The organism is Staphylococcus sp. 510, assembly GCF_057219715.1.
The window spans coordinates 1-22,166 of sequence record NZ_JBXVVK010000006.1; the positions used below are offsets into that span (position 1 = coordinate 1).

A 22,166-nucleotide genomic window follows, 5' to 3' on the forward strand; every position below is an offset into this window, starting at 1 on the left:
TTTAGATGATGAATTGAAGAATGAGTGCAACGAGCTTAGTCGAGCTAAGTGAGTAAGGGAGAGATGAAAATGAAGAAGTATAAGCGTATTTCTCTCAAGTTGAAAAAGCTCCTTAGCGCCGAAGGTAGCAGACTAACGTTCTAAAGCAAAACAGTGATTGAAAATCACATGTTTTACTTACTTAATAGCATGAGCTATTAAGATCAATAGCGCATGCCGCGCAAATATAATTTAGACCGTAAAGTCTCTTTTTTTATGCCCAAAAAAGAAAGTCAACGCAGAGTAAATGCGTTTAGACGATGAATTGAAGAATGAGTGCAACGAGCTTAGTCGAGCTAATAGTTCAAAGTATAAACTAAAACGAAGCCATGCACGTTTACATAGCTTCGTCCGTTTTAAATTAATAATGAATATAGCATTTTATTTTCATTAATGTAAATGTTTGAAGAATCAAATTGATTTACATTTTCTTTTAATTGTTGTAAATCTGTGTGATCTTTTAGTTGAATGCCTATAATAACAGTACCAGTATTTTGAGATGATTTTTTTAGATATTCAAATTTAGTAATATCATCTTGTGGTCCTAGTACATCATTAACGAATTCTCTAAGTGCACCAGGTCTTTGTGGAAAATTAAGAATGAAATAATGCTTCATTTCTTCGTATAATAATGAACGTTCTTCAATTTCTTTCATACGGTTAATATCATTATTACCACCACTTACGATACAAACTACTGTTTTTCCTTTGATTGATTCACGATAGTCTTCTAATGCTGCTACACTTAATGCTCCAGCAGGTTCGGCAATAATTGCTTGTTTAGAGTACATATCTAGAATTGTTGAACAAACTGCACCTTCATCCACTTGTACATAGTCATGTACGTAAGATTTAGCAATTTCAAATGTAATATCACCGACTCTAGCGACTGATGCACCGTCAACAAATTTATCAATGTTTTCTAATGTTACAATTTTGTTATTAACTACTACAGATTCATACATACTACTAGCTCCAGCAGGTTCTACTCCAATGATTTTAGTTTGTGGAGAATAATCATGAAAATAAGTACTAATACCTGAAATTAAACCACCACCGCCAATAGCTGCAAATAAATAATCAAAATTGATATTTTCCTCGCGAGATTGTGTAATCATTTCTTTAGCTAAAGTACCTTGACCTGCAATAGTATAAACATTATTAAATGGATCAATAAATGTCATATTATTTTGTTTAGTATATTCAAGCGCTTCTGCTAAACAATGGTCAAATGTGTCACCAGTTAATTTAATTTCAACATTGCCATTTCCAAAGAATTGAACTTGATTAATTTTTTGTAAAGGCGTAGTGACGGGCATAAAAATGACAGCTTTTAGATTAAGTTTTTTAGCTGTGTAGGCGACACCTTGAGCATGGTTTCCAGCACTAGCACATGTAATCCCTTTACTTTGAATATCATCAGAAAGGACTGAAATAGCATTATAAGCACCACGTAATTTAAAGGAACGTACCCATTGCAAGTCCTCTCTTTTTAAATATACCTTACAATCATACTTTTGAGATAAATAGTGATCTAATTGTAAAGGCGTTTCTTTAACTATATTCTTAAGACGTAAATAAGCTTCGTCAATATCTTTGGTTGAAACTGTTGTTTTTACTGTCATAATATTCCCACCTTAATGTGCTTTTTCATATTTTTCAATTAAATCTTCATATTGTAAAGTAATATCAATATCATCAAGACCATTGATTAGTTTATTCTTCCAAGTTTCATCAATATCAAAGTGGAAGGTTTGTTCTGGTGATGATACAGTTTGATTTGGTAAATCAATTGTGATTTCGTTGAATGTTGCAAGATGTTCACGTGAAGGTTTATCTAATACGATAGGGAGCATCGCATTCTTAGTACAATTCATATAAAAGATATCGCTATAACTTCCAGCAATGATGATACTAAAACCATAGTCTTTCAATGCCCAAGCAGCGTGTTCTCTACTTGAACCGCAACCGAAATTATCGCCAGTGATTAAAATACTAGCTCCTTGATATTCGGGTTTGTTTGGATTGAAGTCTGGATTATCGCTTCCATCTGGTAAATAGCGCCATTCATCAAACGCAAATGGACCAAAACCAGTTTTTGAAATACGTTTTAAATGAACTTTAGGTATAATTTGATCTGTATCAATATTATCGTAAAAGAGAGGGACAATTTTCCCTGTATATGTTGTGATTGGTTTGATATCCATCTATACGACCACCTTTCTAACATCAAAAAATCGCCCATTAATTGCTGCTGCAGCGGCCATAGCAGGGGAAACGAGATGAGTTCTTGCTCCCTTACCTTGTCTGCCCTCAAAGTTACGATTGCTTGTAGATGCACAATGGACGCCTTCAGGTACTTGGTCTGGATTCATACCCAGACACATTGAACAACCTGGTTCTCGCCATTCAAAGCCCGCTTCTTTAAATATTTTATCGAGTCCCATAGATTCTGCTTCTTTTTTAACTGTTCGAGATCCTGGTACAACAATAGCTGTAATATTAGGATGTACATGATTGCCCTTCACAATATGACTAGCTTCGATTAAGTCAGTAATTCTAGCATTAGTACATGATCCTAAAAAGACATATCCTAAGTCGATATCTTCAGCTTTTTGTCCTGGTTCGAGTCCCATATATTGATAAGCACGTTCGTCATTAGAATCTTTAATTGTAGGGAAGGGAGTATTAAAATTAACGCCCATTTCTGGATTAGTACCCCAAGTGACTTGAGGTTCCAAATCAGAAACATCTACTTCAATGACTTTGTCAAAAATAGCATCCTCATCAGAATATAGTTGTTTCCATTCAGATATGGATTGGTCGAAATTGTTAGCATATGGTCTATCTTTTACATATTCAAATGTAGTTTCATCTGGTTGCATGATTCCATATTTAGCACCTGCTTCAATAGCCATATTACATATGGTCATTCTAGCTTCCATTGAAAGCTTTTTGATTGTTTCACCAGTGAACTCTAAAGCATAACCAGTACCAAAGTCTACACCGAATTGGTTAATAAGATAAAGAATAATATCTTTGGCATAAACACCTTTAGGTAAGTTTCCATTGATATCTATCTTCAAATTTTTGGGTTTAGTTTGCCAAAGTGTTTGTGTAGCAAAGACATGTTCTACTTCACTAGTTCCGATACCAAAAGCAATGGCACCAAATGCCCCATGTGTAGCAGTATGAGAATCGCCACATACTATGGTCTTTCCTGGTTGTGTTAATCCAGTCTCAGGACCAACCATATGCACGATACCTTGTTCATCTGATCCCATATCAAATATGTGTATACCGAAGTCTTTTGCATTCTTTTGTAACGTTGTAATTTGCTTATTTGCTATTTCATCTTTGATATTAAATATATCTATTGTTGGGACATTATGATCTAATGTAGCAAATGTTAAATCGGGACGACGTAAGCGTCTATTTTGAATTCTCAATCCTTCAAACGCTTGCGGTGATGTTACTTCATGTATCAAATGTAAATCTATATATAATAATTGAGGGTCACCTACATTTCCATGTAAGACATGTTTATCCCATACTTTGTCAAATAGTGTTTGTCCCATAAGATGACGCCTCCCTTAAGTATAAAATTCTTTTAAAAATTTAATAATTTGTGATGTAGTATACGTTCCGCCTAAATCAGCTGTACATTTTCCATCTCTAATGAGTTGATAAACATTGTTCTCTAATTCATTAGCTGCCTCAATTTCTTTGAAACTTTCACGTAAACACATTGCTAATGATAATATCATTCCAAAAGGATTGGCTTTATCTTGGCCCGCAATATCAGGTGCTGAGCCATGAATAGGTTCATATAATCTTGTTCCATCTTTGCCAAAGCTAGCTGATGGAGATAATCCTAAAGAACCTGGAATGACAGAAGCTTCATCACTTAAGATGTCTCCAAATAAATTTTCAGTGACGATGACGTCGAATTGTGTTGGACGTGTTATCAAATGCATACTGCAGGCATCAACGAGTAAATATTCTACTTCTACATCTGGATAGTCATGACTGACTTCCTCAACCGTTTTTCTCCAAAGTTTACTTGAAGCAAGTACATTTTCTTTATCGACAGACGTTAACTTTTTATGTCGTTGTTGTGCTATTTCAAATGCGACTCTAACAATTTGTTCAATTTCAGCACGCGTGTAAGTCAAAGAATCTAATGCATGATGATCAGTTAACTCACGTGGTTCACCAAAATACAAACCTCCTGTTAATTCTCTAACTATGACTAAATCTGTACCTTCAACTCTATCTTGTTTAAGAGGTGAAAGATGACTTGTACCATCAGTCACTATAGTAGGGCGAATATTAGCATATAAATTAAGTGATTTTCTTAATTTTAATAAACCTTGTTCTGGACGTACTTTAGGATCTGTCCATTTCGGACCTCCAATAGCACCTAGCAATATCGCATCAGCATTTTGACAAGCCTTTAATGTTTCATCAGTTAGAGGCGTGCCATAGGCATCTATGGCAGCTCCTCCAAAATGATGTGTATCTACTTGATACTCAAAATGATATTTCTCACTGATTTTTTCTAAAACTTCTAAACTCCCATTTAGTATTTCTGAGCCTATGCCATCTCCAGGTAAAACAACGATGTTATAGGTCATGATTGGATACCTTCTTTCTCTTTAGCTTCTGCAACGTATTTTGCATGTGCTTCAATATAAGCTTTACAAGAAGCTTTTAAAATATCGTGATCAATACCAATACCATTAACTTCTTTATTATCGATAACAAGATTAACATGTACTTCTGCTTGAGCATCTGTACCTTCCGTAACAGAATCAATACGATAATCGATTAATTCTGTTTCACGTTTAAAGATACGGTCAACAGCATTATAAATTGCAACAATGGATCCTGTACCAATACTTGAGTCTTGATAAATATTGCCATCTTTATCTTTAATCACAACGACTGCACTTTGAAGACCATTAGAAACGAATTGAAGTTGTAATGCTTCTAGTTGATAAATCGCACTTTGTTCATGTTCTGAGCCTTGAATTAAAGCATGGATATCGCGATCAGAGACTGATTTTTTCTTATCAGCAATAGATTTAAATTGTTTAAATAAATTAATTTGATCATCAGGAGAAATGTCATAGCCCAGTGCTTTTAATTTTTCAGCAAAGGCATGTTTACCTGAAAGTTTTCCTAAAGGTAATTCAGTAGTACTAACACCAACTAATTGAGGTGTAATAATTTCATATGTTTCACGGTGTTTAAGGATACCATCTTGATGTATACCAGATTCATGACTGAATGCATTTTGTCCTACGATCGCTTTATTTCTTGGTACACGAATACCTGCATAGCGAGAAATTAAGTCAGAAGTCTTCTTAGTTTCTTTTAAATCAATTTGTGACTCTATGCCATAATGATCTTTACGAACATACAGTGCCAAAGCGACTTCTTCTAGTGCTGCATTACCTGCTCGCTCGCCTATACCGTTAACAGTACCTTCTATTCGTCTCGCACCACCTTCAATAGCAGCTAGACTATTTGCAACCGCCATTCCTAGGTCATCGTGACAATGTGAACTATATATAATTTCATTATCAGATTGCACGGATTCAGTTAAAGTTTTAAAAATTTGTCCATATTCATTTGGGTAACTAAAGCCTACAGTGTCAGGAATATTAATAATAGTTGCACCAGCATCAACAGCTGTTTGTACACTTTTTATTAAAAAGTCCATATCTGTACGTGTTGCATCTTCAGGTGAGAATTGAACGATATCAAACAATTGTTTAGCATAAGTAACATGTTCTTTTATAGAATCTAAAACTTCTTCTTGAGTCATTTTCAATTTATGTTCTAGATGAATAGGGGATGTCGCAATAAAAACATGTACTAGAGGCTTAGCTGCATGCTTTGTTGCTTCGTAAACTGCATCTATATCAGACTTAATACATCTAGCTAAACCACAAACAGCAGTTGTTGTTAAGGCTTTAGAAATAGCTTCCACTGATTTGAAACTCCCTGTACTAGAAGCAGGGAAGCCAGCTTCGATAACATCTACACCCCATCTTTCAAGTTGTTGTGCTATTTTTAAACGTTCATCGAATGTAAAATTCACGCCTGGTGTTTGTTCACCATCTCTAAGAGTGGTATCAAATATTTGAATATGGCTACTCATTTTAATCAACTCCTTAATCCATTACTATTACTTTTCAATGCTTTTTGATTTAATAAATGGCATCATATCACGTAATTTACGGCCCACTTTTTCAATTGGATGACCAGCTTGTTCTTCACGCATTTTATAGAATTCTTTAAATCCATTTTTATTATCTTCAACAAAACTATTAGCAAATTTACCGTTTTGAATATCTGTTAATACAGCTTTCATATTGTCTTTGACATCTGGAGTGATGATACGACGTCCAGATACATAGTCACCATACTCTGCAGTATTAGAAATTGAATAACGGACATTATCCATACCGCCTTCATACATTAAATCAACGATTAATTTCATTTCATGTAATACTTCAAAATAGGCTAATTCTGGTTGGTAACCAGCTTCAACTAATGTTTCAAATCCACTTTGAATTAATTTATGGATACCGCCACATAGTACAGCTTGTTCACCAAATAAATCCGTTTCTGTTTCTTCTTTAAATGTTGTTTCAATTACACCAGCTCTTGTAGATCCGATACCTTTTGCATAACTTAATGCAATATCTCTTGCATGACCTGTAGCATCTTGTTGAACACCAAATAAAGATGGCACTGCACTACCTTCTTCAAATGTACGTCTAACTAAGTGACCTGGTCCTTTTGGTGCAACTAAGAAAACATCGACATCTGCAGGGGGTTGAATAACACCAAAGTGAATATTGAAACCATGAGCAAATGCAAGTGCGTTACCAGCTTCTAAATTAGGTTCAATTTCATTTTTATATACATCACCTTGGATTTCATCTGGAATTAAAACCATGATAACGTCAGCTTGTTTCGTTGCTTCTGCCACAGGATATACATCGAAACCATTTTCCTTAGCTTTATCAAAAGAGCGTCCTGGACGGATACCGATAACAACATCATATCCGTTATCTTTTAAGTTTTGTGCGTGAGCATGGCCTTGTGAACCATATCCAATCACAGCAATTTTTTTACCTTCTAAAGCGTCTGTTTTTACTGATTCATCATAATAAACTGTTGTCATAATACATTCCTCCAAAATAATTAAAAATTAGTAATATTCCGAAAATTAAAGTGTGTGATAAACATAGGATGATAGCTGTTCGGTTAATATGCTTTTATAGAACACTAGCGCATCGATGTTTTAATCATAATTTATATTAAGCAGAGTATTGTTCTACATTTAAAACGTTTATTTGTTGTTGTAATTTATTTAATAAAATATTTAATACGTCTTCATCTTCAATATTAACAATAAGTTCCATATCTGAAATATTAGGATTATCGTCACGTTTTTTGACATGTAATTCTTCAATATTATATTGCAATCTGACGAATGCACTTGTAATTCTATTTAGAGTACTTACTTGATTCATAACTTCAAATTTTAAATGTCTTTTCATTAATATCCCTCCATCTCGTTATTAGCTTTGCCACTAGGAATCATTGGATTAACTGGCTCAATTGGAGAGATACGAACTTCAATAAGGGCAGGTCCTTCGTAATTAAATGCTTCATCAAGTTTAGATTTAAGTTGATTTGGTTGATCAATTAAGAATCCTTTGACGCCATATGCTTCAGCCATTTTTATGAAATCGGGTTGATCATTAAATACTGAATGTGAAAAACGTTGATTAAAGAACTTATCTTGCCACTGTTTAACCATGCCTAATGTACCGTTATTAATGAGGACAATTTTAATGTTTAAGCCATATTCTGGTAAAAGTGCCATCTCTTGATTCGTCATTTGGAATCCGCCATCTCCGACAAAACAAACAACTGTTTTATCTGGTGAAGCGAGTTGTGCACCAATCGCAGATGGAATACCGAATCCCATCGTACCAAGACCTCCACTAGTAACCCATTGACTGTGACTTTTGAATGGATAGAATTGAGCTGCCCACATTTGATGTTGACCCACATCTGTTGTGACAATAGCATCACCATTTGTGATTTTACCAATATATTCAATAGCCTCTTGTGGCTTACAAAAGATGTCTTTATCATCTTTTTCATATTTAAATGGGTGATTGGATTTGTTTGATTGACAGTATTGTAACCATTCATCGTGTGATGGAACATTAATTTGAGAAGCTTTAAGTTGTTCTAATACATTTTTACAATCTGCAACGATACCTAAATCAGTGGCTATGATTTTATTGATTTCTGATGGATCAATATCTACATGACCCACTTTAGCATTAGGTGCAAAATCATCTGGTTTACTGGCGAGTCGATCATCAAAATGACTACCTAAGTTAATTAATAAATCACACTCGGTCAATGCCATATTACTTGCGTATGAACCATGCATACCTCCCATACCTAAGAATAGGGGATGTTCGTATGGAATAGCCCCGAGCCCTAACAGTGTTGTGACAGTTGGAATTTGATGTTGAGTAACAAATTGAGTCAGTAATTTATTAGATTTTGAATGATTGACACCAGCACCTGCTAAAATTAAAGGCTTTTTAGAATGATTTAAATATTTAACTAACGTGTTAATATCATTTGATTTAGCTACAGTATTAACTTGATAACCTGGTAAATCGATATGGTCAGATAGACCCACATTGGTAGATAATACGCCCATATCCTTAGGGAAATCTACGACTACCGGACCTTTTCTACCAGAATTAGCTACGTGGAAAGCTTCGTGAACGATTCTAGGAATATCTTCAACTTTTTTTACTTGATAATTTTGTTTAGTAATAGGAGCGGTCATTGATAATAAATCTGCTTCTTGGAAAGCATCTTTACCGATACCTGGTGTCGCTACTTGTCCTGTAAAGACTACTAATGGTAATGAATCACTATGAGCGTCAGTAATACCTGTAATAGCATTTGTAGCTCCAGGACCACTTGTTACAACAACCACACCAGTTTTACCAGAAATTCGTGCATATCCTTCAGCAGCGTGTGTTGCACCTTGCTCATGTCTTGCTAAAATATGTTTAATTTTACCATCATAAAATGTGTCATATAGAGGTAATACGGCACCACCTGGATAACCAAAGATAAAATCGACATTTTCATTTTGAAGTGCTTCAACTAATATTTCAGAACCAGGACGCATCTCATTTATAGTCTGACTCTTCATATATTCAGGTTTGCTAGATTCAGCAACTTTCATGGTATCTACAGGTTGGTTCGACGTTGCTGTATTATGTTCTGACATATCACTAAGTTTAGTCATTAAAATCAACTCCTATTATTTAGATAAGATTCTCAGGTACTTGCATGATGCCACCAGTATTGGCACTTGTGACAAATGATGTATAACGTGCAAGATAACCAGTCTTAACCTTTGCTTTAAATGGTTCTAATTGTTCTCTACGACGATATAATTCCTCTTCAGGTTAATCAACATTAAGTGTACGATTTGTTAAATCGATGGTGATTTCATCACCGTCTCGAATAAGTCCGATTGGCCCACCAGATGCTGCTTCAGGAGAAATATGTCCTACTGCAATGCCTCGTGTTGCACCTGAAAAACGACCATCTGTAATTAATGCTACATCTTTACCTAATCCTCTACCGACAATAGAAGAAGTAGGGGCTAACATTTCAGGCATACCTGGGCCGCCTTTAGGTCCTTCATATCTGATAACGACCACATGTCCTTCTCGTACTGTATGATTATCAATGGCTTCAACTGCTTCATCATGTGAATTAAAGCAAATCGCTTTACCAGTGAATGTTTTAATTGAAGGATCTACACCACCAACTTTGATAACTGCACCTTTAGGAGCCAGGTTACCAAATAAGATAGATAAACCACCTTCTTTATCATATGGCTTCTCAAGCGAATGGATAACATCAAAGTTTTTAATTTCTTTACCTTCATTATTTTCTCGTAAAGTTTTTCCAGTGACTGTGATTCTATCTGGATGTAAGGTACCTTCTTTTTTCATTAATTCATTGATAATTGCTGGAACGCCACCTGCTTCGTGAACATCATGCATTGAGTATGAAGAACTTGGAGCAATTTTAGATAAGTAAGGTGTTTTTTTAGCGACTTCATTAATACGTTCCAAATCATATTCAATACCAGCTTCGTTAGCAATTGCTAATGTGTGTAATACTGTATTTGTAGAACCTCCCATAGCCATATCCAGTGTAAAGGCATCATCAATCGCTTCTTTGGTAACAATATCTCTAGGTTTAATATCATTTTTGATATTTTCTACTAATCTAAAGGCAGCTTGACGAATCATTTCACGACGTTGGTCACTAACTGCTAATGCTGTACCATTGTATGGTAATGCTAAACCAAGTACTTCCATGAGACAGTTCATTGAATTGGCAGTGAACATACCTGCACATGAACCACAAGTAGGGCAGGCATTTTGTTCCATATCTAAGAATTCTTCTTTAGAAATAGAACCTTCTTTAAAAGCACCAACGGCTTCAAACATAGAAGATAATGTTAAAGCTTTACCTTGAGCAGATAATCCAGCTTTCATCGGACCACCTGAACAAAAAATTGCAGGTACATTAGTTCTAACAGCTGCTAGTAACATGCCTGGTGTAATCTTGTCGCAGTTTGGAATATAAAATACACCGTCAAACCAGTGGGCATTAATTACAGTTTCTGCAGCATCAGCAATAATTTCTCTAGAAGGTAAAGAATATCTCATTCCAATATGACCCATCGCAATACCGTCATCTACACCAATTGTATTAAACTCAAATGAAATGGCACCTGCCTCACGAATCGCTTCTTTTGCTATATCAGCTAATTCTCTTAAATGAACATGTCCAGGAACAATATCAATATATGAATTACAAATAGCTACGAAAGGTTTGTTCATATCTGTTGGATTTTGAAGTGCGCCCGTAGCATGTAAAAGACTTCTTGCTGGAGCTTGTTGATCTCCTTTTTTGATCATGTCGCTTCGCATAATAAATTCCCCCGTATTTTTTACTATAAGAAAATAAAAAACGTCCCAATGGTTATTGGGACGTTCAATAAGTCCCATTCAATTACAAATAGGACTTAAACATTTAGTAAATGAAAAAATTACTAAAGTTCGAGCCCTTGAGAGTATAATAAAATAATAATATTTGAAGTTGTCGTTGAATGTTGTGTTGTATAATGTCTCATTTTATTTATACTCCCTTCGTTGAATGGTTATTTATTCTAAATAGTTTGAATTGTTTTAAAATTTATAAACCTAATTTACTATAAGGTGAAAATGATGTCAATAATAATTTAGAATTTTCTAACAATTACAAATCTATTTTGTTGAAAATATTTACGAAGAAATATAAGACAAAATTTGTTACACTTATTAAGTTAATATATTTATTGTGTAGTTAAAAAGTAAATAGGAGAATGACCTATGATTAGTATTAAAGATAAAAACGAGATGAAACAATTTGCGGCTAGATTAGTGGCATTAGTCCAAGCTGGGGATTTAGTTTTACTGAATGGAGATTTAGGTGCAGGTAAAACAACATTCACGCAATTTATAGGTGAAGCTTTAGGTGTTAAGAGAACAATCAATTCACCAACATTTAATATTATTAAATCTTACAAAGGTACACATTTAAAGTTACATCATATGGATTGCTATAGACTAGAAGATTCAGAAGAAGATTTAGGATTTGATGAGTACTTTGAAGATAATGGCTTAACAGTGATTGAATGGAGCCAATTTATTGAGGATTTACTACCTGATGAATCACTGACAATAAATATTGAAGTTATTGATGAAATGAGTCGATACATTACGATAGAAGCTAAAGGCGAACATTATGAAGCAATGAAGGAGGCGTTAGAACAATGAAATTATTATTGATAGATACGTCCAATCAGCCTTTATCTGTCGCATTAACAGATGGCAATGATGTTTTAGCTGAAATAACCAATAATTCAAAGACGAATCATTCAGTACAATTAATGCCTGAGATTGAACGTTTATTTAAAGAAAGTAGTATCTCAAAAAATGATCTCGATGGCATCGTAGTTGCTGAAGGCCCAGGTTCATATACTGGATTAAGAATTGGTGTGACGACTGCTAAAACACTTGCCTATGCATTAAATTGTAAATTGTATGGCGTTTCTTCATTAAAAGCTTTGGCAGCAACTGTTAGCGAAAAAAACAAACTTTTAGTACCCATTTTTGACGCCCGACGTGAAGCGGTTTATGCAGGAATTTACCAAAGAAAAAATGGAATATTAGAAACTGTATTAGACGATCAATATATTTCAATTAACGACTTGAAACTGAAATTACATGAACTTGATCAACCACATGTATTTATAGGTGAAGATACGGTTAAATTAGAACATTTGCTAGATGCTAAGGGCATTAATCAATTACCACAAGCATCAGTCATGAAAAATTTAATTAGCCAGCCAACTGAAATCCATAGTTTTGTTCCTAAATATCATAAAATAACTGAGGCGGAAAGAAATTGGATAGACCAACAGAAGAACAATTAAATATTAGAAAAATGAGTAAAGATGATGTTCCAGCAGTCTTTGACATTGAAAGATCTAGTTTTAATGATAGTTCATGGTCAATCGATGCATTTTATCATGAAATTGAAAAGAATGAGTTTGCTAATTATTTCGTCATAGAATTTAACCATACGATTATTGGATATTTAGGATTATGGGTTGTCATTGATCAAGCACAAATAACCACAGTTGCGATTGCAGAGCAATTTAGAGGATATGGTTTAGGACAATTATTATTAAAATATGTCATGAATTATGCGAGACATCGATGTGAAGTGATGAGTTTAGAAGTTAGAGTGGATAATACAGTGGCTCAACATGTTTATCAAAATTTAGGTTTTCAATATGGTGGAAAACGAAAAAATTATTATGGAGAAGGGCAGGATGCATTAGTCATGTGGGTGAATTTACGTGAATAATCAACAGACATTAATTTTAGCAATAGAGACAAGTTGTGATGAAACAAGTGTAAGTATTATTAAAAATGGTACGGAAATATTGTCCAATACAGTGTTAAGCCAAATTGAAAGTCATAAGCGCTTTGGTGGTGTTGTACCTGAAATTGCTAGTCGTCATCATGTCGAAGGAATCACAACTACTATAGACACTGCTTTACAAACTGCAAATGTGACTATGAACGATATTAATGCTATCGCTGTAACGCAAGGACCTGGACTTATAGGTGCGTTACTCATAGGTATTAATGCAGCGAAAGCACTTGCATTTGCATATGATATACCATTAATACCCGTTCACCATATTGCAGGACATATCTATGCGAATCATTTAGAAACACCGTTAACATTTCCATTAATGGCATTAATCGTTTCAGGTGGTCATACAGAATTAGTTTATATGAAAGACCATCTCCATTTTGAAGTGATAGGTGAAACAAGAGATGATGCTGTAGGTGAAGCATATGATAAAGTAGCACGTACAATTGACTTGCCATATCCAGGTGGACCTCAAATAGATCAATTAGCAGCTATAGGTGAAGATACGTATCAATTTCCTAGAGTTTGGTTAGAAAAAGAAAGTTATGATTTCAGTTTTAGTGGACTAAAAAGTGCAGTTATTAATCAATTGCATAATCAACGTCAAAAAGGGCAAGACATTGTGCCAGAAAATGTGGCAACTAGCTTCCAAAATAGTGTTGTTGAAGTGTTAACAACTAAAGCGATACATGCTTGCAAAGCGTATAACGTTAAGCGATTAATTGTTGCTGGTGGTGTAGCAAGTAATCGTGGACTAAGAGAAAGTATTTCTAAACAGTGTGAAAATAATCAAATCCAATTAACCATTCCTACACCAAAATTATGTACTGACAATGCAGCGATGATTGGTGCAGCAGGTCATTTCTTGTATTTAGCAGGCATTCGTGGAGATATGGCAATGAATGGACAAAATAATATCGATATTGAAGATTTTTCAATTGAATCTTTATCATAATTATAAAGTCAGTAATGCGAGATTAAATAGAATCTCACACTACTGACTTTTTATTATATATACTTAACTTGTTGTTTGGCACGTTCATAAATATCAGTAGGGAATTGTGTCAATCTTAGCAATTCGATTGCATTTCTTGTATTTGCTTTACCTGGTTTGATTTTAAAGTCAAACGCAATGGAATCATCTTTAATTGATTCATTAAAGTGATAATTTGTATAAGATATATTTAATAAATTTGATAATTCAATATCATGTGTTGCAGCTAATACATAGTAATTTGGCAAGTGAGATAAATAAGTTAATACTGATTCAGAAGCGGCAATACGTTCTGTAGTATTGGTTCCTTTAAAGATTTCATCAATGAAACAGTATACTTGATTATCCGTTGAAATATTGAATAAACGGCGAATGGATTTCAATTCAGCCATAAAATAGCTATCTCCTGATAAGACATCATCTGCATTAGCCATAGACGTGTAGACTAATCCAGGTACATATTTAAATTGAGTGGCTGTTGCAGTGTTAATTGTTTGAGCCAAAATAAGATTAAGCGTAACAGTCTTCATGAAGGTTGATTTACCAGATGCATTCGAACCGGTTAATAAAATATTTCGATTGAGATTTAAATCATTTGGAACAGCATGGTTAATTAATGGATGTACAAGTTGATTAAACTCACATAATTGCTGTAGAGTATTACTATTTTGAATTATTTCAGGTTCGCAGTATGCTTCTAATGTCTCTTGGTATAAGGCAATTGCATAATGATTATCTAATTGGCCAATATAATCGTAGCATTTTAATACTTCATCTAAATATTTATAGTAACTATGTTGAATTGTGTGAAAAATAAGATAATCTAACATAAATATAGTTTTAATTAATAAAACAAAGGCTGATGCAAAGTCAACGCTTTCGACTTTAGCTAATATGCCACTTAAATATCTTGCAGTTTTAAAGTGATTGAAATTAACGTCTATTTGCGGTGTTCCCTCTATATCAGTAAGATTTTTACACTGTTTTAAAATATTAGCAGTATAAAAAATGGTTTTTAAATCTTGTTCATATGTTCGTTTTAAACTGACCGATAAAATGATATTAATCACGCATGCCATGATGAATAACAGAATACCATTTGACGCATCAAAGCACGTATAAATTAAAGCGATTATTGGTAATAAGGGGGCAAGCATGAATATTTTTTGACATTTAATAGGTGTGAGTTGATCGGGAAAATGTGGATAGACACTTTTACCAACTAGACCTAACCGTAATGAAACCTGATTCCTAAAAGAAGTATCTTCTTTAAAACGATTGAGTAATATTTTATTGTTCACTTTAAACATTCTACGTAATGTTGCATATAAACGCATCTCCCCAAGTGCTGTGAAATTGAAATTCATACTTTGAAATAATGCATCCATATTTAAGTCAGACCATGTCTTGTTATCAATAAGTTGACGATCATCATAGTTATCAAAATAGGTTTGAAATTGATAATCATATTTCGCATTTGGCCTGATAAATTTTTCTAACTTTTCTTGATTAGACCATAAGCCGTTAATTTTATTAATGAACTGTCGTCTATTAATGATAGAAGTAATGATACTAACGACTGTGGTTAATATAATAACGCCTAAAACAAATAATAAAAACAACTGTGGGTCATTCATTTAAAAACTCCTTAATGTATTGTTTTTTTAATTATTTCATATCATTTAATTTGAAACAATCAATGATAAAAATGAGAAGTCAGAAGATATGTCAATAGGGAACATGCGTACTTATCAACAATAAGTGCACAACTTGTGGATAAGTGGTGTTAAAATTTGTGGATATAGCAAATTTTTATCTGAATAACTCTAAAATTTAGTTACATATTACCTGTGGATAACTAGGATAACTCTGTGGATAGCTATCAGATAGGCGAAAATGAATGTTAATAATAATCAATTAAAAATCAGAAAAAAGACACTAAAAAGTAGAAAATCTACTTTCTAGTGTCTGGAAAAATAATAGTTATTTATAATTTTTCTTGTAATTCTTCCCATTCAAGCATTGCTTGTTCTAATTCTTGTTCGGTATTCGATTTTAATTCAGCTAGTTCATTGGATTTTACAGGATCGCTATAAACGTCGGGTTGTGTAAGTTGATGATCAATGTCTTCGATCTTTGCTTCACATGATTCGATGATGGCTTCACGTTGCTCGATTTCACGTTCTATTTTGCGTTGTTCGCGACGACGCTGCTTTTGGTTTTCATATGATGACGCTGTAGTCTGTTTAGTATTTGAGTGATTTGCAGACTCAATTTCACTCTCTGCTTTAGCTTTTAAGGCTGCAGCTTCTTCTGTTTTTTCAATATAATATTGATAATCACCAAGATACATTTTTCCACCATCATGATCTAGGTCAAATACTTTATTGGCTAATTGATTGATGAAGTATCTATCATGGGATACAAAGATAATAGTACCTGCAAAATGTTCTAAAGCTTGTTCTAACATTTCTTTCGAATCTATATCGAGGTGATTGGTAGGTTCATCTAAAATAAGTACATTATCACGTTGCAACATTAACAAGGCTAATTGTAATCTTGCCTTTTCGCCACCAGATAAATCATTGATAATTTTTTTGACGTCGTCTTGTACGAATAAAAAACGGCCTAATACTGCTCGAATATCTTTTTCGTTCATATTTGGATACTGGTCCCAAACATAATCTAAAATGGTTTTATTTGATTTGAATTCAGCTTGTTTTTGGTCATAGTAACCTATTTGTAAATTAGCACCAAATGTGACTTCGCCACCGAGTGGACGTTGTCTTTGAGCAATGGTTTTAATTAAAGTGGTTTTACCGACACCATTTGGCCCAATAATAGCGATGTGATCACCTTTGGATACTTCCAAATTAATAGGTTTAGTAATAGGTGTATCATCATAACCAATTTCTAATTGTTTGATATGCATGACGTCATTTCCGGTATTTCTATCAAATCCAAATTGAATGTTAGCACTTCTTGCATCAATCATTGGTTTATCAATACGCTGAATTTTTTCTAATGTTTTACGACGGCTCTTTGCCATTCCACTTGTAGAAGCTCTTGTGATATTTTTTTCTACAAATGTTTCTAACCGTTTAATTTCTTCTTGTTGTTTTTCATATTCTTGCATACGTTTTTCATAATATTTATCTCGCTGTTGAATAAATTGTTCATAATTACCAATATATCGTTTAACACTACCTAAAGCGACGTCATAAACTTGTGTAACGATTTTGTCTAAGAAATATCTATCATGACTTATAATGACAATTGCCCCTTTAAAGTAACGCAAATAATCTTCTAACCATTTTGTAGTTTCTAAATCGAGATGGTTGGTAGGTTCATCAAGTAATAATAGATTTGGTTCATTTAACAACATTTGTGCAAGTGATAATCGTGTTTTTTGACCACCACTAAAGTCATTAATAGGCTTATTAAAGTCATCTTCATTAAAATTCAATCCATGAAGAACTGTTTTAATTTTACTGTCATATTGATAACCTTCTAATTGCTCAAATTGATTTGATAAAGATTCATATTTTTCCATATGTGATTGATAAGTAGGTGTATCATACTCATTTGCATGGGCAGCTAACCAATCTGTTTCACGTTTGATTAATAGTTCCATATTTTTAATATGTTCAAATGGTTTTGACATTTCCTCGAACACAGTGGCGTTAGAGTCCAACGTCATTTGTTGTGTTAAATAGCCCATCTTAAGATTTTTAATCTTTGAAATGTGACCACTATCATAATCTTCAACGCCAGCAATGATTTTCATAAGTGTTGATTTACCGGCACCATTTCGTCCAACAACGCCTATTCGTTCACCAGTTTTCACTTCAAAATCAACGTTAGTAAAGATATCTTCACCATCGAACGATTTAGAGATGTCATTAAGTTGTAAAAGTATCATCCGACTTCACCTTTCTAAATATGCGATATCATTATAAACTATACATATAGTTTGATATGTTTAAATTTTTTGTTTATCATATTAATATTTATTTTACAGTATTAAGCTGTGTCTTGAAACTAGGATATTTATTTTTAAATTTTATTAATGTATAATTAGCAAGTATTCATTGTGAACAATTATTTGGATTTTTATTGTTGCAAACATATATACATAAAATTAAAACCGTTTAGCGTCGAAGGGAGACAAATAAAATGGCAAGTAACGTTAAAATTCCTCGAGCAACTTTAAAACGTTTACCGTTATATTATAGATTTGTGAGTAATCTAAAATCTAAAGGTATTGACCGTGTTAATTCTAAAGCTATTAGCGAAGCATTACAAATAGATTCAGCTACGATTCGTAGAGATTTTTCATATTTTGGCGAATTAGGTAAAAAAGGATATGGCTATAATATAGATAGTTTAATTGAATTTTTCAAAGCTGAAATTAGTGGTAGCAATGATATTAAAATTGCAATTGTTGGTGTGGGTAACTTAGGTCGAGCATTATTAACATATAACTTCTCAATTCACGATGAAATGACCATTACAGAAGCATTTGATGTAAATCAAGATGTCATCGGCGAACGAGTAGGCCGTGTTGTTGTAAAAGATAGCAAGACTTTAAAACATACGTTATCAAATCAAGATATTGATGTAGTCATTCTTACAACACCTGAACAGGTTGCCCAAAGTGTTACAGATGAGCTGGTTGAATCTGGTATTAAAGGTATTATGAATTTTACACCAGCGAGAGTGAGTACGCCAACTGATGTACAAGTACATCATATTGATTTAGGTATTGAATTACAGTCCTTACTTTTCTTTATGAGAAATTATGATGAATCAATGAAATAGCATATTGATCATTTGGAGGGACTTTTTATGAATGATAAAGTATTGATTCAAATAGGGTGTATGTATAAAGCACATTTACCTACATTAATATACATTCCAGGACAATTGGTATTGAACGGTCATACATTAGTGTTCAAGTCCTATTATACAAATCATAATCCTCTAAATTTAGAAATTGATGTTAAAAAAATTATTCGTTACCAAATACGTAAGGGGTTACTGGGACATAAATTATTGATTTACTATAACCAAACTTGGTATAAATTTAGTCATTTTAAAGCAAATGAATTGCAAGCATTAGTTCATTATATCGATGAAATACAAGCACATTAAAAAAGTGATGAGCAAGAGTACATCTTATCGAGATGTACTCTTTTTTTATTTTAAATAAAGCATTTCATTGATAAATGTGTAGAATTAAGAAACATATTATGATAGTGAACTTGAAATATAACACTTTATCCTGTAAAATAACTTAGTATTTATATCGGAAAAGGGTGATAACGTGGTTTGGATGATTATAAGCGGTTTGATCGTCGGCGTACTATTAGGATTTGTAATGCAACGAACACGCTTTTGCTTAGCAGGCGGTTTTAGAGATATGTATGTTCAAAAAAGTAATAAAATGTTCTATGCATTGCTTGTTGCTATTACAGTTCAAAGTATTGGTTTATTAATATTAACAAGTTTAGGTATAGTAAATGTTCCAGCACACACATTTCCAATTGTTGGTACAATCATTGGTTCTTTTGTCTTTGGCATAGGTATTGTATTAGCAGGTGGTTGTGCTACTGGAACATATTATAGAGCAGGAGAAGGTTTAATAGGTAGTTGGGTTGCACTCATTTTATATGCATTAACAAGTGCAATTACTAAGACAGGTGTTTTGTCACCAGTCCTAAAAGTAATTAATCAACCTACAAATGTCAATGCAAGTATGGCAGATACATTGCATATTCCCAATTGGATTTTAGTAATACTAATAACGTTAATTACTTTAATATTAGTGACAAAAACACTTAAAAAGCCTAAAGTAGCAGTCCCTAAATTAAAACAGAAGTATTCAGGCGTAAGACATTATTTATTTGAAAGAAGATATCATCCGTTTGTAGCGGCTATTGCAGTTGGTTTAATCGCTTTATTAGCTTGGCCAATGAGTAGTTCTACTGGTAGAGATTATGGATTAGGAATTACGACACCTTCAGCAAATATTGTTAATTTCTTAATTACTGGAAATACACAACTCATTGATTGGGGCGCATTTTTAGTTATAGGTATATTCCTAGGTTCTTACATTGCTGCTAAAGGATCAAAAGAATTTAAATGGCGTTTACCAGATAAGAAAACAATTAGAAATAGTGCAATTGGTGGCATTTTAATGGGCTTTGGAGCCTCTGTTGCAGGTGGTTGTTCAATCGGTAATGGCTTAGTTGAAACGGCGACAATGAGTTGGCAAGGCTGGATTGGTCTAGGTTCAATGATTCTAGGTGTATGGTTTATGAGTTACTTTATTTTTATTAAGCCAATGAAACAACTACAACAATCGACTAAAAAACAACAAACAACAGTTAAACAACAAACACAAACGACTTAAGGAGGAGTTATTATGGTATATGAATTAGGCACAGTTGGGATGGTTTGTCCTTTCCCTTTAATAGAAGCTCAAAAGAAAATGACTGAATTAGATTCTGGTGATGAATTAAAAATTGATTTTGATTGTACACAGGCGACTGAGGCAATCCCTAATTGGGCGGCAGAAAATGGTTACCCTGTTACTAATTATGAACAACTTGGTGATGCGTCTTGGACAATTACTGTACAAAAGGCGTAAAATAATGATAAATATAGATAGAGCATCCATCATGGGTGCTCTTTTTCTATTTATTCAACTAGAAATTAGTATTTTAAGCGATTACATTTATGATAGAATAGATATAAGTTTTCCAAAATATGATGGGTGAGTAACTTTTATGAAAAATATATCGGATATCGCAAAATTAGCAGGAGTATCAAAGAGTACGGTTTCTAGGTATTTAAATAATGGATCTGTCAGTCCAAAGACACGTTTGAAACTAAGTAGGATCATTAATGAACATGACTACCAACCGAATCAATTCGCGCAAAGTTTAAGAGCAACTCAAACACGTATTATAGGTGCTATCATTCCAAGGATGAACTCTTATGCTGTTGATGAAACAGTGAAGGGTATCGTAAATCAATGTCAACAACATAACTATCAACTGTTACTTAACTATACTGGATTACATATGGAAGCAGAAATTGAAGCCATTGAAACGTTATCTCGTAGTAAAGTAGATGCAATTATTTTAATGGCAACTGATATTACTGATAAACATTTGGAAGTGATTGATAAAGCTAATGTACCTGTCATTATTGTTGGACAAGCATATCCTGGTTTACATAGCATCACGCATGATGATTATCAAGCAGGATTAAAAGTGGGTGAGTGGGTAGGTCAAAGACAACCGCGACGTGTTGTATTTTTTAGTGTTACTGAGAAAGATATTGCGGTAGGTGTACATAGGAAAAGTGGTTTAATCGATGGCTTATCAAAATATCAAATTAAACCAGATATATTTGAAACCTCATTTAAATATGAAGAAGCATTAAAAGATATTAAGCAAACGTTAACAAAGATTAATGATGCTGACGTCATTATTGGTGCGACTGATGCCATTGCGTTGGCAATTCATAAATATCGTTTTAATTCAGATCAATTATTAAAACCAACAATAATTCATGGATTTGGTGGAGATCCTATGACACAAATTGTTTCTCCAATTATTCGAACAATACAGTTTAATTATTATGAAGCGGGACAACGTGCGATGCTTGAAGTTAGACAATTGATTAAGGGAGAATCTATTGAAGAATCCATCGTGATACCAGTGAAATTATAAAGAATATATTCAATTTATATGGAACCGATACCAGTATAAATGATAAAATATAAACATCATACTTACTAGGTCAAGTGACCCATGTCTATAGAATTTAGAAAACAAATTCTATAGACAATGCAAGTTGGGGAGAACAAGTATAAAGACATACATTTACATGAACGTGTTTGATATAGCATAAAGTTTCGATCTTAGGTGCAAACATCATGCTTAAACATAAGTATATGTATCAAGGGTTCTTTATTATTTAT

At 33.5% G+C, this 22,166-nt stretch carries 19 protein-coding genes and 1 pseudogene; 9 read left to right on the forward strand and 11 right to left on the reverse strand.

Translation table 11 applies throughout. The features are described from left to right. Positions 1–395 precede the first annotated feature (395 nt). The 9 genes and pseudogenes from ilvA to ilvD form a co-directional block, all read right to left on the reverse strand. Positions 396–1,664 (reverse strand): threonine ammonia-lyase IlvA, encoded by a 1,269-nt coding sequence (gene ilvA / locus AC2D8K_RS05595; protein ID WP_002452030.1) that lies wholly within the window; start codon positions 1,662–1,664, stop codon positions 396–398. A 12-nt stretch (positions 1,665–1,676) separates the two neighbouring features. Beyond that, positions 1,677–2,246: a 3-isopropylmalate dehydratase small subunit gene (leuD, locus tag AC2D8K_RS05600; RefSeq protein WP_002452029.1), complete on the reverse strand. Its 570-nt coding sequence runs from the start codon at positions 2,244–2,246 to the stop codon at positions 1,677–1,679. Next, a complete protein-coding gene (gene leuC, locus AC2D8K_RS05605; RefSeq protein ID WP_002452028.1) occupies positions 2,247–3,617 on the reverse strand; it encodes a 3-isopropylmalate dehydratase large subunit in 1,371 nt (456 codons plus the stop codon). 15 nt (positions 3,618–3,632) lie between these two features. Next, positions 3,633–4,676 (reverse strand): 3-isopropylmalate dehydrogenase, encoded by a 1,044-nt coding sequence (gene leuB / locus AC2D8K_RS05610; RefSeq protein WP_002452027.1) that lies wholly within the window; start codon positions 4,674–4,676, stop codon positions 3,633–3,635. After that, positions 4,673–6,208 (reverse strand): 2-isopropylmalate synthase, encoded by a 1,536-nt coding sequence (locus tag AC2D8K_RS05615; protein ID WP_075777900.1) that lies wholly within the window; start codon positions 6,206–6,208, stop codon positions 4,673–4,675. The genes leuB and AC2D8K_RS05615 overlap by 4 nt, the downstream gene beginning before the upstream one ends. A 27-nt stretch (positions 6,209–6,235) precedes the next feature. Beyond that, positions 6,236–7,240 carry a ketol-acid reductoisomerase gene (ilvC, locus tag AC2D8K_RS05620; protein ID WP_002452025.1) on the reverse strand — a complete coding sequence of 335 codons (1,005 nt, stop codon included), beginning with the start codon at positions 7,238–7,240 and terminating at the stop codon, positions 6,236–6,238. 136 nt (positions 7,241–7,376) lie between these two features. Then, positions 7,377–7,619: an ACT domain-containing protein gene (locus AC2D8K_RS05625; protein ID WP_002452024.1), complete on the reverse strand. Its 243-nt coding sequence runs from the start codon at positions 7,617–7,619 to the stop codon at positions 7,377–7,379. After that, positions 7,619–9,349: a biosynthetic-type acetolactate synthase large subunit gene (gene ilvB / locus AC2D8K_RS05630; RefSeq protein WP_438816643.1), complete on the reverse strand. Its 1,731-nt coding sequence runs from the start codon at positions 9,347–9,349 to the stop codon at positions 7,619–7,621. Before ilvB ends, AC2D8K_RS05625 begins: the two co-directional genes overlap by 1 nt. An 82-nt stretch (positions 9,350–9,431) precedes the next feature. Then, positions 9,432–11,120: pseudogene (gene ilvD / locus AC2D8K_RS05635) on the reverse strand (dihydroxy-acid dehydratase). A gap of 441 nt (positions 11,121–11,561) precedes the next feature. Here ilvD and tsaE point away from each other — a divergent pair. The 4 genes from tsaE to tsaD are packed head-to-tail and all read left to right on the forward strand — an operon-like array spanning position 11,562 to position 14,134. Next, on the forward strand, positions 11,562–12,008 hold the full coding sequence (gene tsaE / locus AC2D8K_RS05640; protein ID WP_002452021.1) for a tRNA (adenosine(37)-N6)-threonylcarbamoyltransferase complex ATPase subunit type 1 TsaE: 447 nt from the start codon (positions 11,562–11,564) through the stop codon (positions 12,006–12,008). Next, complete coding sequence (gene tsaB / locus AC2D8K_RS05645; protein WP_002452020.1) at positions 12,005–12,667, forward strand: tRNA (adenosine(37)-N6)-threonylcarbamoyltransferase complex dimerization subunit type 1 TsaB; 663 nt, start codon at positions 12,005–12,007, stop codon at positions 12,665–12,667. Before tsaE ends, tsaB begins: the two co-directional genes overlap by 4 nt. Next, on the forward strand, positions 12,640–13,104 hold the full coding sequence (gene rimI / locus AC2D8K_RS05650; protein ID WP_002452019.1) for a ribosomal protein S18-alanine N-acetyltransferase: 465 nt from the start codon (positions 12,640–12,642) through the stop codon (positions 13,102–13,104). The genes tsaB and rimI overlap by 28 nt, the downstream gene beginning before the upstream one ends. Further along, positions 13,097–14,134, forward strand: a complete 1,038-nt coding sequence (gene tsaD, locus AC2D8K_RS05655) for a tRNA (adenosine(37)-N6)-threonylcarbamoyltransferase complex transferase subunit TsaD (RefSeq protein ID WP_002452018.1) — start codon at positions 13,097–13,099, stop codon at positions 14,132–14,134. The genes rimI and tsaD overlap by 8 nt, the downstream gene beginning before the upstream one ends. 53 nt (positions 14,135–14,187) lie before the next feature. Here tsaD and AC2D8K_RS05660 read toward each other — a convergent pair whose 3' ends face one another. Together AC2D8K_RS05660 and AC2D8K_RS05665 are read right to left on the reverse strand one after the other, a co-directional pair. Further along, complete coding sequence (locus tag AC2D8K_RS05660) at positions 14,188–15,810, reverse strand: MutS-related protein (RefSeq protein ID WP_002452017.1); 1,623 nt, start codon at positions 15,808–15,810, stop codon at positions 14,188–14,190. Positions 15,811–16,160: 350 nt separating this feature from the next. Continuing rightward, positions 16,161–18,095 carry an ABC-F family ATP-binding cassette domain-containing protein gene (locus AC2D8K_RS05665; protein WP_484698188.1) on the reverse strand — a complete coding sequence of 645 codons (1,935 nt, stop codon included), beginning with the start codon at positions 18,093–18,095 and terminating at the stop codon, positions 16,161–16,163. 254 nt (positions 18,096–18,349) lie between these two features. On the opposite strand from AC2D8K_RS05665, the gene AC2D8K_RS05670 reads away from it, so the two are divergent. The 5 genes from AC2D8K_RS05670 to AC2D8K_RS05690 all read left to right on the forward strand — a co-directional run bounded on the left by AC2D8K_RS05670 (position 18,350) and on the right by AC2D8K_RS05690 (position 21,915). Then, complete coding sequence (locus AC2D8K_RS05670; RefSeq protein ID WP_002452015.1) at positions 18,350–18,994, forward strand: redox-sensing transcriptional repressor Rex; 645 nt, start codon at positions 18,350–18,352, stop codon at positions 18,992–18,994. Positions 18,995–19,021: 27 nt separating this feature from the next. Next, complete coding sequence (locus tag AC2D8K_RS05675) at positions 19,022–19,327, forward strand: hypothetical protein (RefSeq protein ID WP_002452014.1); 306 nt, start codon at positions 19,022–19,024, stop codon at positions 19,325–19,327. A 172-nt stretch (positions 19,328–19,499) separates the two neighbouring features. After that, the gene (locus AC2D8K_RS05680; RefSeq protein ID WP_002452013.1) at positions 19,500–20,588 is read left to right on the forward strand and encodes a YeeE/YedE family protein; all 1,089 of its coding nucleotides are present in this window, start codon (positions 19,500–19,502) and stop codon (positions 20,586–20,588) included. 12 nt (positions 20,589–20,600) lie between these two features. Next, positions 20,601–20,825, forward strand: a complete 225-nt coding sequence (locus tag AC2D8K_RS05685; RefSeq protein WP_002452012.1) for a sulfurtransferase TusA family protein — start codon at positions 20,601–20,603, stop codon at positions 20,823–20,825. A gap of 139 nt (positions 20,826–20,964) precedes the next feature. Continuing rightward, positions 20,965–21,915 (forward strand): LacI family DNA-binding transcriptional regulator, encoded by a 951-nt coding sequence (locus AC2D8K_RS05690; protein ID WP_075777908.1) that lies wholly within the window; start codon positions 20,965–20,967, stop codon positions 21,913–21,915. Positions 21,916–22,166 lie beyond the last annotated feature (251 nt).

Bases quoted from the DNA above. Each gene is read 5' to 3' on its own strand.
- ilvA (WP_002452030.1), bottom strand. From the start codon at position 1,664: ATGACAGTAAAAACAACAGTTTCAACCAAAGATATTGACGAAGCTTAT.
- leuD (WP_002452029.1), bottom strand. From the start codon at position 2,246: ATGGATATCAAACCAATCACAACATATACAGGGAAAATTGTCCCTCTC.
- leuC (WP_002452028.1), bottom strand. From the start codon at position 3,617: ATGGGACAAACACTATTTGACAAAGTATGGGATAAACATGTCTTACAT.
- leuB (WP_002452027.1), bottom strand. From the start codon at position 4,676: ATGACCTATAACATCGTTGTTTTACCTGGAGATGGCATAGGCTCAGAA.
- AC2D8K_RS05615 (WP_075777900.1), bottom strand. From the start codon at position 6,208: ATGAGTAGCCATATTCAAATATTTGATACCACTCTTAGAGATGGTGAA.
- ilvC (WP_002452025.1), bottom strand. From the start codon at position 7,240: ATGACAACAGTTTATTATGATGAATCAGTAAAAACAGACGCTTTAGAA.
- AC2D8K_RS05625 (WP_002452024.1), bottom strand. From the start codon at position 7,619: ATGAAAAGACATTTAAAATTTGAAGTTATGAATCAAGTAAGTACTCTA.
- ilvB (WP_438816643.1), bottom strand. From the start codon at position 9,349: ATGAAAGTTGCTGAATCTAGCAAACCTGAATATATGAAGAGTCAGACT.
- tsaE (WP_002452021.1), top strand. From the start codon at position 11,562: ATGATTAGTATTAAAGATAAAAACGAGATGAAACAATTTGCGGCTAGA.
- tsaB (WP_002452020.1), top strand. From the start codon at position 12,005: ATGAAATTATTATTGATAGATACGTCCAATCAGCCTTTATCTGTCGCA.
- AC2D8K_RS05660 (WP_002452017.1), bottom strand. From the start codon at position 15,810: ATGAATGACCCACAGTTGTTTTTATTATTTGTTTTAGGCGTTATTATA.
- AC2D8K_RS05665 (WP_484698188.1), bottom strand. From the start codon at position 18,095: ATGATACTTTTACAACTTAATGACATCTCTAAATCGTTCGATGGTGAA.
- AC2D8K_RS05670 (WP_002452015.1), top strand. From the start codon at position 18,350: ATGGCAAGTAACGTTAAAATTCCTCGAGCAACTTTAAAACGTTTACCG.
- AC2D8K_RS05675 (WP_002452014.1), top strand. From the start codon at position 19,022: ATGAATGATAAAGTATTGATTCAAATAGGGTGTATGTATAAAGCACAT.
- AC2D8K_RS05685 (WP_002452012.1), top strand. From the start codon at position 20,601: ATGGTATATGAATTAGGCACAGTTGGGATGGTTTGTCCTTTCCCTTTA.
- AC2D8K_RS05690 (WP_075777908.1), top strand. From the start codon at position 20,965: ATGAAAAATATATCGGATATCGCAAAATTAGCAGGAGTATCAAAGAGT.